General features: G+C 66.1%; 16 protein-coding genes. 5 read left to right on the top strand and 11 right to left on the bottom strand.

Going from position 1 to position 14,203, the window contains the following annotated elements; genetic code table 11:
* The first annotated feature begins 46 nt into the window (after positions 1-46).
* Positions 47-490 (top strand): cell envelope integrity protein TolA, encoded by a 444-nt coding sequence (locus C7I55_RS21105; RefSeq protein WP_106515018.1) that lies wholly within the window; start codon positions 47-49, stop codon positions 488-490.
* 16 nt (positions 491-506) lie between these two features.
* On the opposite strand, the gene C7I55_RS21100 is transcribed toward C7I55_RS21105, so the two are convergent.
* The 6 genes from C7I55_RS21100 to C7I55_RS21075 form a co-directional block, all read right to left on the bottom strand.
* Complete coding sequence (locus C7I55_RS21100; protein ID WP_106515017.1) at positions 507-893, bottom strand: hypothetical protein; 387 nt, start codon at positions 891-893, stop codon at positions 507-509.
* 266 nt (positions 894-1,159) lie between these two features.
* Positions 1,160-1,555, bottom strand: a complete 396-nt coding sequence (locus tag C7I55_RS21095; RefSeq protein ID WP_106515016.1) for a hypothetical protein — start codon at positions 1,553-1,555, stop codon at positions 1,160-1,162.
* Positions 1,556-1,614: 59 nt separating this feature from the next.
* Positions 1,615-2,064 carry an ExbD/TolR family protein gene (locus C7I55_RS21090; RefSeq protein ID WP_233222338.1) on the bottom strand — a complete coding sequence of 150 codons (450 nt, stop codon included), beginning with the start codon at positions 2,062-2,064 and terminating at the stop codon, positions 1,615-1,617.
* A gap of 82 nt (positions 2,065-2,146) precedes the next feature.
* Positions 2,147-2,650 carry a hypothetical protein gene (locus tag C7I55_RS21085; RefSeq protein WP_106515015.1) on the bottom strand — a complete coding sequence of 168 codons (504 nt, stop codon included), beginning with the start codon at positions 2,648-2,650 and terminating at the stop codon, positions 2,147-2,149.
* Between the two features lie 23 nt (positions 2,651-2,673).
* On the bottom strand, positions 2,674-5,016 hold the full coding sequence (locus C7I55_RS21080; protein ID WP_158266521.1) for a putative bifunctional diguanylate cyclase/phosphodiesterase: 2,343 nt from the start codon (positions 5,014-5,016) through the stop codon (positions 2,674-2,676).
* 91 nt (positions 5,017-5,107) lie between these two features.
* A complete protein-coding gene (locus C7I55_RS21075) occupies positions 5,108-5,710 on the bottom strand; it encodes a YdeI/OmpD-associated family protein (RefSeq protein ID WP_106515013.1) in 603 nt (200 codons plus the stop codon).
* Positions 5,711-5,847: 137 nt separating this feature from the next.
* Between C7I55_RS21075 and C7I55_RS21070 the strand changes: the two genes are divergently transcribed.
* A complete protein-coding gene (locus C7I55_RS21070) occupies positions 5,848-6,093 on the top strand; it encodes a KTSC domain-containing protein (protein ID WP_199192979.1) in 246 nt (81 codons plus the stop codon).
* Here the strand turns inward: C7I55_RS21070 and C7I55_RS21065 are convergent.
* On the bottom strand, positions 6,083-9,079 hold the full coding sequence (locus C7I55_RS21065; RefSeq protein WP_158266520.1) for a VIT domain-containing protein: 2,997 nt from the start codon (positions 9,077-9,079) through the stop codon (positions 6,083-6,085). The two genes, C7I55_RS21070 and C7I55_RS21065, sit on opposite strands and share 11 nt — an antisense overlap.
* 134 nt (positions 9,080-9,213) lie before the next feature.
* Positions 9,214-10,365: an aromatic ring-hydroxylating oxygenase subunit alpha gene (locus tag C7I55_RS21060; RefSeq protein ID WP_106515011.1), complete on the bottom strand. Its 1,152-nt coding sequence runs from the start codon at positions 10,363-10,365 to the stop codon at positions 9,214-9,216.
* 74 nt (positions 10,366-10,439) lie between these two features.
* Here C7I55_RS21060 and C7I55_RS21055 point away from each other — a divergent pair, with 74 nt between their 5' ends.
* Entirely contained in the window at positions 10,440-10,844 is a 405-nt protein-coding gene (locus C7I55_RS21055; protein ID WP_106515181.1) for an MAPEG family protein, read from the top strand.
* Here the strand turns inward: C7I55_RS21055 and C7I55_RS21050 are convergent.
* Positions 10,833-11,288, bottom strand: a complete 456-nt coding sequence (locus tag C7I55_RS21050; RefSeq protein WP_106515010.1) for a hypothetical protein — start codon at positions 11,286-11,288, stop codon at positions 10,833-10,835. The two genes, C7I55_RS21055 and C7I55_RS21050, sit on opposite strands and share 12 nt — an antisense overlap.
* 41 nt (positions 11,289-11,329) lie before the next feature.
* The gene (gene rarD, locus C7I55_RS21045; protein ID WP_233222337.1) at positions 11,330-12,247 is read right to left on the bottom strand and encodes an EamA family transporter RarD; all 918 of its coding nucleotides are present in this window, start codon (positions 12,245-12,247) and stop codon (positions 11,330-11,332) included.
* A gap of 107 nt (positions 12,248-12,354) precedes the next feature.
* Here rarD and C7I55_RS21040 point away from each other — a divergent pair, with 107 nt between their 5' ends.
* Together C7I55_RS21040 and C7I55_RS21035 are read left to right on the top strand one after the other, a co-directional pair.
* Positions 12,355-12,741 (top strand): ribose-phosphate pyrophosphokinase, encoded by a 387-nt coding sequence (locus C7I55_RS21040; protein WP_106515008.1) that lies wholly within the window; start codon positions 12,355-12,357, stop codon positions 12,739-12,741.
* A gap of 63 nt (positions 12,742-12,804) precedes the next feature.
* Entirely contained in the window at positions 12,805-13,467 is a 663-nt protein-coding gene (locus C7I55_RS21035) for a hypothetical protein (RefSeq protein WP_106515007.1), read from the top strand.
* A gap of 73 nt (positions 13,468-13,540) precedes the next feature.
* On the opposite strand, the gene C7I55_RS21030 is transcribed toward C7I55_RS21035, so the two are convergent.
* Positions 13,541-14,191 carry an adenylate kinase gene (locus tag C7I55_RS21030; protein WP_106515006.1) on the bottom strand — a complete coding sequence of 217 codons (651 nt, stop codon included), beginning with the start codon at positions 14,189-14,191 and terminating at the stop codon, positions 13,541-13,543.
* Positions 14,192-14,203 lie beyond the last annotated feature (12 nt).

The raw sequence follows: 14,203 nt of genomic DNA, 5'->3' as shown, positions 1-14,203 counted from the left end.
GCGCGCCGGAAGACGCTGGAACCCAACAAGCTGCGGAGAGGTCTTCATGCCGTGCCGAGCGATCCTGTGCCGGCTGGGGTGGCTTGCAGGGCCCGCACTGCTGTTCGTCGGCTGCAGCGCACCCGCGCCGGCTCCGTCCCCTCCGCAGGCAGCCGCGGCAGGGCTCGATCCGGGCGACGTGGAACGGGCGATCGCGACAGCGGCCCGGCAGGTTCGCCGCTGCTACCGCGCACCGCGGATCGGGTCGCTGGGACGCTCAATCGTCACACGGCTGCGTGTTCGCTACGCGGCGGACGGGAGCCTCATCGGCCTGCCGCTGCTGGTCTCTCAATCCGGAATCACTCCGGCCAACCAGATCTTCGCACCCCACATGGCGCGGGCCGCCACCGAGGCGGTGATCCGCTGCTCACCGATCACTCTGCCAAGCACGCTCCATGACGGTGGCTGGAGCGAGATCGACCTGACCTTCGGACCGCGTGCGCTCGCCTGAACGGTGAGCGGACAATTCAGTTGCGGCCGCTGTCACCGTCTGTACCGCCGCCCGGGCCGCCATCGATGCCGCCGTCGGAGTTGCCGGTGGTCGCACCACGGCCGCCGGTGGGTCGATATTTGTCGTCGTCTCCCGGGAGTCGGTCGGGTTTGGCAACGCTGCCGCCGCCCTCGTGGGTGCCGGACAGATCCTCTCCAGCGCCGCCAGAGCCCCCGCCATAGTCGCCGGCACCGCTGCTGCCGCCGAGCGGACCGGGACCGACATGATCGGCGCCCGTCCGATCCGGCCGGATCGGATCCGTGCCCGCCGTCGACTGGCCGCCGTCGGGAAGCGAAGGCGCACCTCCGGTCGGCTCCGCATCGCCGACCGCCGGGGGTCCGTCTCGTCGTGGTTCGTCCGCCATCCCTGGTCTCCCGATATTCTGTCGAAGCTTCGAACGGCCCCACCCCTTCACGGTTCCGGATACTGCCGAACGCGGGCCGCACGAGCTCAGAATTTCCGGAGAAAGCCCCTTTAAATTCGGTAACTTAGCCCCAGATCAGGATCGGCCACACTCTCCCTGGTGGCCAAGGGACCGGGTACCCCCCTTCCCGGTTCCTCAAAGGCCCCGCCGCGGTAACCCCCTTCCGCGGCGGGGTTCCTTATCTTGGGACGAAGCCGGCGGGCGGCTCAGGACTTCTTGGCCGCGGGCGCTGTCTCGGGTCCGCCGGTCTGGCGGCACGCCGGCAATCCGAGTTCCGCCATGTGGCGGCACTGGCGCACCTGGAGATCGGCATTGGGCGCGATGAAGATCGCCCAGTCGCCCGTATCCGTGCAGTGCGCAGTCCACAGCGCCATCGTCTTATATTGTTCCTGATAAGCGCCGCGATCGACCTTCTTGCAGCGGTTGCCGGTGTCGATGATCGCCCGGCGAAGTCCGAGATAGCGAGGGAGTTCGGACAACGCCTTCAGTCCGTCCGAGGTTGGATTCGCCGCCGTGACCTCGATCCTGTTCTGCTCCGGGGCGCCGTCCTCGCAGCCGGCGGCGAGAAGCGAAAGCGCAAGCAGCGGAACCCATTTCTTCATTTTCACTCACTCCTTGGGCGCCGCAGCGCCCGTGCGACGCGCGGCGGTCTGTTCGCGGTTCAGCGCTGCAGCGCGCCGACGAAGCCCTCGTTCCCGAGGAACCCGAGCCGTTCGATTCCCGCCCGCTTCACGATCGCGAGCGTGCGATCGAAATCCTCATAGCGCGCGGCACCGTCGGTGCGAAAGTGCAGCACCGCATCCGGGTTCCCGCGACGCATGGCGATGAGCCGCGGCGCAAGCGCCGCCTCGCTGATCCAGGTGCCGTCGAACGCGATCCTCCCGGTTTCGTCCATGTCCAGCCGGTGGGTCTCGGGCAAGGTCGACGCGGACGGAACGTCGGTCGGCAGGTTGAGCTTGACGCTGTGGGTGGCGACCGGAACGGTGATGATGAACATGATCAGGAGAACGAGCAGGACGTCGATCAGTGGCGTCGTGTTCATGTCGCTGATCGGTGCGTCCTTGATGGTCGCGTAAACCGGGCGGCGGTGCATGGTGTAGCGATATTTCACGGCCTCTCTCCTTGCTGTTATGTTATGTGATTACATAACATGTCATTGCCGTAAAGGGGCCATGCGGGGTCGCCCGTTATGTTCAACCGGTGTAGATGTGCCAGGCGCGATCGCGGGCGGTGGCGCCCGGTATGTCGACGGCCTTGCGCATGGTGACGTTGCCGACGCTGCCGAAGCCCTTGCCGCCCTTCATCGTGCCGAAGATCTGGATCGGCACCTCGACATAGACCCAGCCGGCGGCCTCGACCGGTTGCGTCGCCGGGCCGAGCGAGACCTTGTAGCGATCGTAGGCCGCGAAGTTGCGCTCAAACCGATCATAGCCCGCGTCGCTGGCGCTGCGCATCGCCCAGGCTTCGCGGGTGCGGCCGGCTTCGATATGATCGTAGTAGCGACGCAGCACAGCGGCGGCATCCTTGCCTTCATTGTCCTTGGGCGTGGGCCTGTTCTCGGGGCTCGGGTCGCCGCGAGGCGCCTGGGCAGGCGCCTCGACCCGAGGGGCATTCCTGGCGGGAGACGATTCCGACGACTGCTCGTCGCCTCGGCAGGCGGCCGCGCAAAAGCAGAGGACGATCAGGCTGGGGCGCATGTCGCCAGCCTAGCCGATCGGCCTCAAGCCGTCATCTTGGACTGGATGCCGTGAACGAGATCGGTCGCGCGCTCGAAGCTCATCGGGCGGCCGAACAGATAGCCCTGGATCTGGTTGACGCCAAGATCGCGCATGCGGGTGAAATCGTCAGCAGTCTCGACGCCTTCGGCGGTGACGGTCATGCGGAAGCTTTTGGCGAGGCTCACGATCGACTGGATGATCGCCACCGTCTCGCGATTGTTGCCCGCCTCCCGAACGAAGCTGCCGTCGATCTTTAATTTGTGGAAGACCGCCTTGTTGAGATAGCCGAGCGACGAATAGCCGGTCCCGAAATCGTCGAGCGCAATGCCGACGCCGAGCGCGCGGAGCCGCTTCAGTACGTCGAGCGAGCCTTCGGAATCGCCCAGGAAGACGCTTTCGGTGACTTCGAGTTCGAGCCGGTTGGCCTTCAGCTTGTAGCGCGACAGCGCCTCGCTGACCGTGTTGGGAAGCGCCGGCAGAATCAACTGGCGGGCCGAGAGATTGAGCGCGACGCTGATATAATCGGGCCAGACCGCTGCGGCGCGGCAGGCTTCCTCGATCACCCAGTCGCCGAGGTGCATGATCAGACCGGTTTCCTCCGCGAGCGGGATGAAATCGGCGGGCGAGACCATGCCGCGGGTCGGGTGGTGCCAGCGAATCAAGGCTTCGAACCCGACAAGGCTCTGATCGGCGGCATTGACCAGCGGCTGATAATCGAGCCGGAACTGCTTGAGCGACAGCGCCTGGCGGAGATCCTGCTCCAGCCGCAGGCGATCCTCCGCCTCGTTCTGCATGTCGGCCGAGAAATAGCAGCAGGTGCCGCGGCCCTGGGCCTTCGCCTGATACAGAGCGAGATCGGCCTTCTGGATCAGATCGTCGACGGTCTGCCCGTCAATCGGCCCGAACGCGCAGCCGATCGAGACTCCAATGCGGATTTCGACCTTCTCGATATGGTACGGCTCGGCGACCGCCACGATGATGCGGCGGGCGAGATCCTCGACCTTCTTGCGGCTCTGCGCGTCGCGGATGACGATGGCGAACTCATCGCCACCCATGCGCCCGACATGGCCGAGCTCGCCGACTTCCTTCACCAGCCGCTGCGAGACGTTCTTGAGCACCGCGTCGCCCTTGGGGTGACCGAAAGTATCGTTGACCGGTTTGAAGCCGTCGAGATCGAGGAACATGATTGCGCAGGGCACATTGCCGGAGGTCGCCGACGACAGGGCCTCGCCGAGCAGCTGGCGGACTCGTCCGCGGTTCGGCAGGCCGGACAGCACGTCCATGTTGGCGAGGTTGGTCAGCCGCTCCTGCGTCTTGCGCACTTCGGTGATGTCGGAACCGACGCCACGGAAGCCCTGGAACTGGCCGCCCATGTCGATGATCGGATCGCCGGCAAGGCTGATCCATCGCGTGCCGCGGCGGGTCTTGAGCTCCATCTCAAGGCTCGCGAAGGGCTGCCGCGCGAGCAGGGTCCGGCCGAGCGCGCTGTTGCCGCCAAGGGTCGCCGGCAGCGAATGGCCGATCAGCTGGTTGGCGGAGCGGCCGAGCAGCGCCGTCATGCGCGACGAGATGTAGACCACGCGGTTCTCGGCATCGACCTGCCACAGCCAGCCGACCCCGCGATGTTCATATTCCTTGAGCAGCAGGCGCACGGACTCGGCCTGGGTGCGCACGTACGCGATCGTCTGCAGCTGCTCGAAGCTCCAGCGGGTGAGCCGCGACACGCCGACGATGCCGACCGCGGCGACGCCGACGATGGTCAGGCCGACGGTGGGCGCAAGCTGCGAGCTGCCGAGATAATAAGCACAGCACAAAGCTGCGGTCATCGACGCGATCCAAGCGAAGGCCGCCGCCGGCGCCGCCGCAAGACCGATGGCGGCGATGATCATCGCCGCCATGACGCCGCCGATCACCACCTGGACGGCATGATCCTGGGTCGCGAACGCATAGGTCGGAAGCGAAACCCAGATCGCGGCCAGGCCGACCGCATCGAGGATGTTGCGGATCGGGGCACGGCCCTGAGCCGAGCGGCTGTTCGCGGCAGCGCCTTCGCGCAGCGCGACTCGCCAATAGGTGGAATAAGCCAGCACCACGACCGCGAGCCAGCCACCGACCATTTCGATCTTCAGGGCCCCGAACATTGACCAGGCGACGAGCAGCGCGCCGCCGATTGCGGTGATCGAGAAGAAGGGCGCGAAGTGAGCGCGGGTCAGCGCCTGCCCGTTGTGCAGATGCGCCTCCCGCAGCCGCTGGCTGCTGGCATCCGTGCCGACGCCATCGTCGGCAAGTTCCGCCGGCTCGACGTCCTGCGGTTCTAGATCCAGATTAACGGGCGCGTGGTACATTGGAACCTGCATGCTGCGGAGAGACCAATGGGTACGCCGAGAGGTTTGATGGAGTGTTAAGGACGCGGTGATTTTTCCGGTCCCGCAGACGTCATCGGGATGACTTCCTTTCGTATTTCCAGTTGCGGCTCTTGCCTTCTGCGATCCAGCCGACCGCCTCGGCAATGCGTCTCGCCCGGGTTTCCGGGCGCTTGGCTTCGACGATCCATTCCAGATAGTCGCGGCGGCAGGCGGGGCTGAACGCGGCGAATGTTTCGGCAGCCCGCGGGCGAAGGGCAAGCGCCGCCGAAAGATCATCGGGAATGGCCGGCTCGGGGACCGGCCGCTTCTTCGGTCGGGCCGGCGCGCCCTGCTCAGCAAGTGCCGCAGCATCGCGGATCATCCGCAACAATTCGGGCTCCACAGGGAGATCGTCGGGTTCTGTCATGCGACCGAATTGCCCCATCGCCCGCTCGGACGGGCTCTCTTCGACGATCTCGCCGCCCCGCCAGAAGCTCAAGGTCGCATGGGCCTTGAACGCCGCCATGTTGGCGAGCGGCCGGCCACCATATGAGAAGGAAGGCATTCCCCAGCGTATGCCTTCCTCGACGTCGGGGAGCGCGGCGTGGAATGCGGCCCGGATGCGTTCGAGTATCGGACGCGCGAAATCCGCCTGGCGCGCGATATAGTCGTCGATGCGGGGATCCATGCGCATGCCCGAACATCGCTCTCACGTGGCCTGGAGGCAAGTCCGACTCGTTCCAGCGTTGAATCGATTCGGCCTGGCGAAAGCGGGGGAACAGGCGAGTCGCACACGCGCTTGCGAACGATTCTCTCTTTGGGAGCAGGATCTTGCGCGCCGCCAAGCTGTCATCGAGCATGATCTCGCGTGTCGCCTATGACGAGGCCGAAAGCACCTTGAGCATCTGGTTCAAGGAGACCGGCCGCTACATCTACTCCGACGTGCCACAGGCGATCTATGACGGGCTGCGCAAGGCGCCTTCGGCAGGCCGCTATTTCAACGACTGCATCAAGCGGCGATATCCCTGCCGGCCCGATCCCGAACGTCGCAAGTTCCGCCCACGCTTCACCGGGTGACGCGAAGCTTGCCGATGAGCCGGACTCGCTCCCTGCCGTTGCCGCCTTCCATCCGATCGCCCGCGGGCATCAACTCGATTTCGACGACATCCTCGCGCTCGTTCGCCCTCGCGAAATTCCGGATCAGCCGGGCAGTCACTCGGGAGGCACCGTTGGGATTGAGGACATCTGCGGCAAAGACGTTCGCGTGCACTGTGAACGTGCCATCCGGTGCGCGGCGAAGCAGATATTCCTCCGGGCCGTAGCCGTCAGCCATGTCGTTGGAGAGGCGGCCGCCAATTCGGGTGGAGGGGTTGCTGTATATCGCCCGCTCTCTGTTCGGCTCGTCGACCCAGAGATCGAGATCGGTTTCCTCCGTGTTCCACTCGATCACGACGCGGATATCGACGTCGAGCGCCGCGATCAGTCGCGGATCGAGCGACACATCGGCCCCGCCGAGCTGGCGATAGAGTGGAATGAGGCGGTTCACCTCCATCAAGGCGATGAGTTCGATCCCCTCATAAGCTCGATCCCACGGCCGCATTACGACTTCCGTCAGCAGCGCAATCGCCCGCCCAAGGTCCGCCCGAGCCGCGGCGCCGCTGCGATGCTCGCCCCGCCGCGCCAGCGCCAGAGCAAGGCTTCGGAGCGGTTGCGGCCGATCCGGTTCGGCCTTCGAGACGGCTTCGTAGAGCTCGATCGCTCGATCGGCCTCTCCATAACGAAACAAGCGCTCGGCGACGACCGCCAAGGTCTCATTGTCGCGCGTCGGCAGTTCGAGTGCCGAGAGCAGCAATCTTCGGGCTTCCACTTCGTCGCCGCTCTTCCAGTAGAATTCGGCCACATCGAACCAAAAGGCCGGCAGAGCGCCGTGCTTCGCCTGCTCGCCATCCAGCACCGCGACCCGTTGCCTTTGCGGCGCATCCGCCAAAGCCTGGAGATAAGGCCGATCGGGAGACCAGCGCGGGACCTCGACGGTGCTTTGGACGGTGTTCGAGGCCTCAATCTGCTCACCGGGAACGCGACTTAGCGCCTCGTCGGCCTCAACGTCATCAGACCCGACCACCGTCACCGACATCGGCATCTCCAGGTTCGGGCGGGTCACACGCGTGGCCGTCACCGTAATCTCCTGATCCGTTGTGTCGAAGTAGCCGTCCGCCGGGGCGGCGGCCTCGGGCAGCACAGCTGCTCCTGGAGGAGGAGGAGGAGGAGGAGGAGGAGGAGGAGGAGGTGGTGGTGGTGGCGGTGGTGGCGCTCCGGCTTCGGACTCGGGTATCTTGGCGCGATCGGCTTTGGCGTTCCGATCGAAGGGCTGCGCCCACCAGCTCTTCTGTCCTTCCCACGCGGTGAGGACCTGCGTCAGGCGCGATGCCTTTGCCTCTTCGTCCTCCTGCCGGCGCGCCAGCACGTCCGCAGTGTAGGCAGACCGTTCTTCGGGCGGGAAGTTCACCGGCGGGGCGACCCCGGCGCGCGCATAGTCGGCGCCGGTCTCCAGCACGAGAAAGGAGATGTCCGGGCCTGCGACCTGGTGTTGTCTGGCAAACGCGATCAGGTCCTTCCGCTCTTCCTCACCGGCGGCAGCGCGGACGGCGAGACGCTCGGCCGCCCAGAGCGGTGCGGCGGCGGACCAGGATGCCGCCGGAGCCGCCGGGCTGTAGGTGCGCTCCACAATTCCGGCTTCGAGGCCGGCGATGCGGACAACGATGCCCCCGCTTTCTGGAAGCGGACCGACCACCCGCCAGCCGTTCGCCTGGGAGTCGAGAAGGACGGTCTCGATCGGGACCCCCGTGGTCGACCGAACGCCGACGATCCGTGCACCGCCGCGCGTAAGGCGAGCGAGAAGGTCGGTCCGGTTCGCGCTACCCAAGTGAAGCGCCTCGCCGCCCGATGCACTCGCAAGGGCGCGGAGTGCCGCCCGATCTGTATCCGGCGCACTTGATATCACGGTGAGGGCGCAGCCCGGCCGCAGTCGGGCGCGGCGATCGATTGTCGTCAGACCGTCCGTGAACAGGAGGCAGGCATCCGCGTCGATCGGCTTGCCCGCGAGCACGCCGAAGCTGGTTGCGCCGCGATAGCGTATCTCGCCAAGATGCTTGGCGAATGCAGCACCGTCGGCGAGGCGCACTCGCTCGACGCTGGTGGCGTCGAACAGGACGAGCTCGATGGCGGCCGGCCGGATGCCGTCGATCCAGGCGCGGGCCAAAGCGATTTCCTCGGCGAGCGCATCATCCGCCCGCGACAGCGATCGATCCCAAAGGACGGTGACCCGGCGCGGTCGCGCTGCCGTTTCCGTCGGCGGCGCTGCCTGGTCGACGACCTCGAAATACCGGTCTCCATCCGGTGCCTTGCCGATCGCGACCGACCTGCCGCCGGCCCCCGGGGCGATCACAAGGCTTTGGTCGAGGCGCGCCGTGTTGCGGCTGAGGAGCAGGACCTGTGTCTCTCCCTGACCGCGCCATTCCGGCTTGCTGCCATCCGGGAGGCGAACCTCCGGAACAGAGGCGGCGGCGGCCTCCACCCGAAGATCGAACTTGCCGATCTCCAGGTCACCAGAAAGCGGCAGCTCGTAACCAAAGTTCGGGTCGAGCGGAGTGACGAAGCGGACTCGCACGGTTCGCGCTGCCCCCGCATCGATCGGGTAGACTCGCGTCTTGAACTGGAATGCGCGAGAGACTTCGCCAAGCCCGGGATCGACCCTTCGCCGCAGTTGCGCTTCGTAGGCACGACGGGCCTCGATCTGGTCGACCAGCACACCGTCGATCATCTGCCCGCGAACGTCGAGGGCATAGCCGGTCACGACGGAGCCCTGCGGCATCTGCAGGACGAATTGCCCCTCGAGCCGCTCTTCGCCGGGATTGTGGAAGCGCGCAGTGACGAGGGTTTCGGCAAGCGTGCCATGGATCCGCACCGCAACGGCCAGTGTTTCGAGCCGCAAAGTGTCACGCTGCTTCGATGCGTCTTGGACGCCGTCCACCTGTGCCGTCAGGACAGGGTTCGCTGCAACCACCGGGGCTGCGACGCCTGCCAGAAGCGCAATTGCGATGCTCGACCAACAGCGTCTACCAAAGTGCTCCAGCATTCCCCCCGCCCCCGTTTTCAGAGAAGGCTAAAGCAACCTCGCGGCGGGTCAAGCAATGTGCCTCAGCCCCGGCTCCAGCCCGACTGGGGCGGCTGGTGGAGGTTCGCTTCGGGGATCAGCCGCCGGATCTTGCGCGCGAAGCTGCGCAGGCAGACTTCGCTCTCGCCGAGCGGCCCCGGAACCCAGCTGCGCGAGGCCATGCCCTGCTGAACGCCGCGGATCAGCGCCGTGTCCTCGTCGTTGACCCGGCGATTGATCCGCCAATTGAGATAGCGGGCGGCACGCATTTCGCGGCGATCGTCGGGCAAGGCATAGCTGATCTCGCGGATCAGGGTCTCGGTCGGCGAGACCGGCAGGAACTGCATGAAATCGACCTGATCGGGATAGATGTCGAAAGCGACGTTCGGCCACAGCTTGAAATAGAGCCAGCGCCGGCGAAGCGCCGGCGGCAGATGCTCGGCCGGCGGCAGCATCGCCTGGTACGCGCGTTCCGAAAGGTTGGCCGACGGGCGATCGAGCAGGTCGCCCGCCATGCGGTCGACATGGTCGTTGGCCTCGATCGTGTAGCCCCGGCCGAACAGGCGGGTCAGGCCGGGGTGGGCCACGGGGATGTGCAGGCCGTCGGAATAATTGTCGGCGACGTTCTTCCAGTTGACGTCGCGGGGGCGCAGGGTGACTCGTCCGAGCGCATGGAGCGCTTCGAAGCGATAGGGTTCGACCTCGTGATCGTAGGGCGCCATCATCTCGGCGACGGACGGGCCGCCGCTTTCGAGGCGCACGAAGACGAACCCGCGCCACGTTTCGAGCTCCACCGGCAGCAAGCCGAGCCCGGATTGGTCGAGGCCTGGATAGTCGCTCTTGTGCGGGACCCCGATCAGCCGTCCGTCGAGCGCGTAGGTCCAGGCGTGATAGGGACAGGTGAGTCGGCGTGCGCACCCGGACTCGCCGCTCACGATTCGCGACGCGCGATGGCGGCAGACATTCGTGAAGGCGCGAACCGCCCCATCCTCGCCGCGGATCACGATCACGCTTTCGCCGAGATAGTCGATCGTCTGCCACTGTCCGGCCCCGGCAATATCGTTGACGTGGCACACCACTTGCCAGGACGGACGGATCACCCGCTCCATCTCCACGGCGAAATATTCCGGATCGCGGTAGATCCAGCCTGGCAGGCTCGAAGCGGCGGCTTCGACGAGGTGCGGTGCGGTCGACATCGGCAGAGTGTGGCATTGGCGGAGGCATCTGTCACCACTTGCGCGGCCGCCTGCCTTGGCAGACAGTCCGCTGCATGACGATCGAACTTTCCGTACTCGCCTGGGGATGCATCCTCGGCATCCTTCACATCTTCATCGCAGTCCGCTTCAAGACCCGGCAATATGGCACGACGTGGGATGTCGGTGCGCGCGACGAAGATCTTCCGGCACCCAGTCCGATCGTCGGCCGTCTCGCGCGCGCGCAGGCGAACTTCTTCGAGACCTTCCCGATCATCGCCGCCGCGATCCTGATCGTCACTGCGGCGGATCTCGAAGACCAGCTGACCGCGCTCGGTGCGCTGCTCTGGCTAGGGGCGCGTGCCCTGTACCTGCCGATCTACGCCGCGGGTGTGCCGGTGGTCCGCACGATCGTCTTCATGATCAGCGTCGTCGGCATCGCACTCGTCCTGCGGCCGGCACTGGTCGCCTCACTGGGCTGACGGCTCCGGGGCGATGTTCGCGATCTCAGCGATGATGCCGTCGCCACAGCGCACCGCCACACCTTCGACCTTCTTGTCGTAGGGGAAGCGGCCGACGACGTGCTGCGTCGTCACGGCCTGCGTGGCGACATCGCCCTCGCCCTGCGTCCGCAGATGCACCTGCTGGAAGCGCGGCTCCGTTCTTTGCAGAGCGCCAGGTTCGATAGAGAGGGCATAGCCGCCGCTCGGCATCGTGACGTCGCCCTCGATGACGAGATTGCGCCGGTGGAGCGGCTTGCCGTGACGGGTCCAATAGCCTTCGACCCGGGCCTTCCAGCTCGCCGAGGAAAGCGCGTTGCACGGCGAGTAGACGGTCTCGGGCACGGGAACGTTGCATCCGGCGAGGAACGCGAGAATTCCGGCGAGGATCGGGACGCGCGTGGTGCGGAGGATCAGGAAGGACATCGCCGAAACACTAGCGGTTCATGTCGCAGCCCGCCAGAGCCTCATCGCGACAGCGCCGCCTCCTCCCGGCGCGCCTGCATCGACGCGCGCCCGGCACGCACGCCCTCGACGATGAAGACGACGAGGGCGGTCCAGATCAAGCCGAAGCAGATGAGATGCGACGTCGTCAGGGGCTCCCCAAACACGAGAACCGCGAGCAGGAACTGCAGCGAGGGCGCGACATATTGGAGGAAGCCGAGGGTCGAATAAGGAAGCCGACGGGCGGCCGCCGTGAACAGCAGCAGCGGGACGGCGGTGATCGCACCGCCGAGGATCAGCAAGATGTCGGTGGTGCGATCGCGAAGAAACCCGCTTTCGCCGGTGTTCTGAACCCAGAGCAGATAACCCAGCGCAAGCGGGCAGAGCAGGATCGTCTCGATCGACAGGCCTTCGAGCGCGTCGACCGGCGCCACCTTTCGGAAATAGCCGTAGGAGGCGAATGTCGCGGCAAGGGTGAGGCTGATCCACAGGGCACTCCCCGCCCCCGCGGCAAGGATCGCAACGCCGACTGCAGCGAGGCCGACCGCAAGCTTCTGAAACAGGCTGAGCCGCTCCTTCAGCAGGACCACGCCGAGCAGCACGTTGACCAGCGGATTGAGATAATAACCGAGGCTGCCTTCGAGCACGTGCCCGCTCACCACCGCATAGATGTAGACGAGCCAGTTGACCCCGATCAGCGAGGCGGTGAGCATCAGCGTCATGACCAGGCGCGGTGTTGCCAGCGCGGCGCGGATGCCGGACCACTTCTTCCACACTGTCGCAAGCGCACCGAGGAAGAAAAGCGACCAGACGATCCGGTGCGAGACGATCTCGATCGGCCCGACGGCGTGGATCGCCTTAAAGTAGAGGGGCAGCACGCCCCAGAGGAGATAAGCGGAAAAGCCGAGGAGGAGCCCGCCGCGCGCCTGGTTCTGAGTCACGAGGGGTCGGTTAGAACATCTCGGCGGCGGGCGATACCGCCGAAGCCCGGAAAGGGCGCGACGTGCCATGTTGGTCCGGCGCTCGGGTTGCGCTAGAGATTGGCGCGATGGCCGCGCTCGCCGATCCCGAAGAGGTTCGCCTCCATCTCGTCGCCGCAGCACAAGCAGGCACCGCCCTCACCTATTCGGAAGTGCTGGAGCGGCTCGGTTATGCATTCTCGCGTCCGAAAATGCGGGCGCTCTGCGCGATGCTCGGCAGCATCGACCGGGAGGCGGCCGAGCGGGGCGAGCCCGAGCTCGCGGTTCTGGTGGTCCGCCAGAGCGACGGCCTTCCAGGCCAGGGCTGGTGGGTCGGCGGCGGTGGCCGCGCCCGCGGTTATGAGGGGCCGTGGCAAGGCCCCGAAGCCAAGCGCTTCATCGACGCCGTGCAGGCGGAAACCTTCGCCTGGTGGCAGTGCCAAGCCGGGACAGGGCTCCAAGCAGCGGACAATTAACCATATCCGCTTACCCACTCTCCGTCCGCTTCAGGCACAAGGAGGGGAATGGGAGCTTCAGCGATGTCCAACGCGATGATCAGACTGCGCCACACGGCCCTTGCGGCCGCCTTCGTCCTCACCGCGTGCGGCGGCGGCGTCACCGCCGAGAACAATCTCGCGGGGCTCGACAACGAACTCAACGATGCGGATCCGGCGCTGACCAGCGCGCTCGAAGACCAGATCGCCGTTGATCCGCAGCTCGCCCAGCAATCGAACCGCAATGCCGTCCGCCCGGCGGAAACGCCGGCGCAGGCGCAATATCCAGCCCCGGTGCCGGGGGGAAGCGGCACGCCGCAGGCGCAACTCAGCGCCGCCGCCGCGGGCGAAGGCGGCATCGCCTGCCCCGGTGGCGCCAAATGGGATACGAATCCGGCTTGGGCACAGCGCCTGTCGGCCACCTTCCCCGTATATCCCGGCGGCCGAGTCACCGAATCCGCCGGCGCCAACCAGGGCGATTGCCGCATTCGCGCGGTCACCTTCACCACCGGTGATCCCGTGCAGCGCGTGCTCGACTGGTATCACACCCAGGCGGTCCGCGCGGGCTATTCCTCCGAGCACCAGATTCGCGACGGCGATCACGTGCTTGCCGGCGCGAAGGAGAGCGACAACGGTGCCTTCTACCTGATCGTCACACCCAAGAGCAGCGGCGCCGAAGTCGCCTTGATCGCCAACAAGGGCCGGTAGGACTCACCGCGCCCAAAGCAAAACAGCCCGCGCTCCAGGGCGCGGGCTGTTTTGCGTTGTCGGATCTCGGGCTTCAGCGGCCGTCGAGGATGCCCTTGATTGCCGTTCCGACCTCCGCCATCGGCGCCATGCCGTCGACCTTCCGGACGATACCGATCGGCTCATAATGGGGCAGGATCGGCGCCGTCTTGGCGCGATATTCGGCAAGGCGGGTGCGCACCGTCTCCGCATTGTCGTCGGGCCGGCGCTTGAACGCCTCCGAGCCGCAGATGTCGCAGCGGCCCTCGACCTTCGGCTGCTTGTAGCGATCGTGGTAGCCCTCGCCGCAGCTGGCGCAGGAGAAACGGCCGGTGATGCGGTCGACCAGCGCATCCTCGTCGACGGCGAGCTCGATCACGTAATCGAGCTTCATGCCTTTCTGCTCGAGCAGATGATCGAGCGACTTCGCCTGCACGTCGGTGCGCGGATAGCCGTCGAGAATGAAGCCGCGGCGGACATCGTCCTGATCGAGCCGGTCCGACAGGATACCGGTGACGATCTCGTCCGACACCAGCTCGCCGGCGTCCATCACGGCCTTGGCTTTGAGACCGACCTCAGACTTGGCCGCGACCGCGGCGCGAAGCATGTCGCCGGTCGACAATTGCACCATGCCGCGCTCCTGCTCGAGCCGCTGGGCCTGAGTTCCCTTTCCCGCACCCGGCGGGCCGAGCAAAATGATGTTCATCGCCTGACGCTC

Source organism: Allosphingosinicella deserti (assembly GCF_003012735.1).
GTDB classification, from domain to species: Bacteria; Pseudomonadota; Alphaproteobacteria; order Sphingomonadales; family Sphingomonadaceae; genus Allosphingosinicella; species Allosphingosinicella deserti.
The sequence above is the reverse complement of the archived record's forward strand: the minus strand, read 5'-3'. Positions and strand labels throughout refer to the sequence as shown.

Coding starts and splice junctions, on each gene's coding strand:
- C7I55_RS21060 (WP_106515011.1), bottom strand. CDS start 10,365: ATGTCGACCGCACCGCACCTCGTCGAAGCCGCCGCTTCGAGCCTGCCA.
- C7I55_RS21095 (WP_106515016.1), bottom strand. CDS start 1,555: ATGAAGAAATGGGTTCCGCTGCTTGCGCTTTCGCTTCTCGCCGCCGGC.
- C7I55_RS21085 (WP_106515015.1), bottom strand. CDS start 2,650: ATGCGCCCCAGCCTGATCGTCCTCTGCTTTTGCGCGGCCGCCTGCCGA.
- C7I55_RS21055 (WP_106515181.1), top strand. CDS start 10,440: ATGACGATCGAACTTTCCGTACTCGCCTGGGGATGCATCCTCGGCATC.
- C7I55_RS21035 (WP_106515007.1), top strand. CDS start 12,805: ATGTCCAACGCGATGATCAGACTGCGCCACACGGCCCTTGCGGCCGCC.
- C7I55_RS21100 (WP_106515017.1), bottom strand. CDS start 893: ATGGCGGACGAACCACGACGAGACGGACCCCCGGCGGTCGGCGATGCG.
- C7I55_RS21050 (WP_106515010.1), bottom strand. CDS start 11,288: ATGTCCTTCCTGATCCTCCGCACCACGCGCGTCCCGATCCTCGCCGGA.
- C7I55_RS21030 (WP_106515006.1), bottom strand. CDS start 14,191: ATGAACATCATTTTGCTCGGCCCGCCGGGTGCGGGAAAGGGAACTCAG.
- C7I55_RS21105 (WP_106515018.1), top strand. CDS start 47: ATGCCGTGCCGAGCGATCCTGTGCCGGCTGGGGTGGCTTGCAGGGCCC.
- C7I55_RS21040 (WP_106515008.1), top strand. CDS start 12,355: ATGGCCGCGCTCGCCGATCCCGAAGAGGTTCGCCTCCATCTCGTCGCC.
- C7I55_RS21080 (WP_158266521.1), bottom strand. CDS start 5,016: ATGTACCACGCGCCCGTTAATCTGGATCTAGAACCGCAGGACGTCGAG.
- C7I55_RS21075 (WP_106515013.1), bottom strand. CDS start 5,710: ATGCGCATGGATCCCCGCATCGACGACTATATCGCGCGCCAGGCGGAT.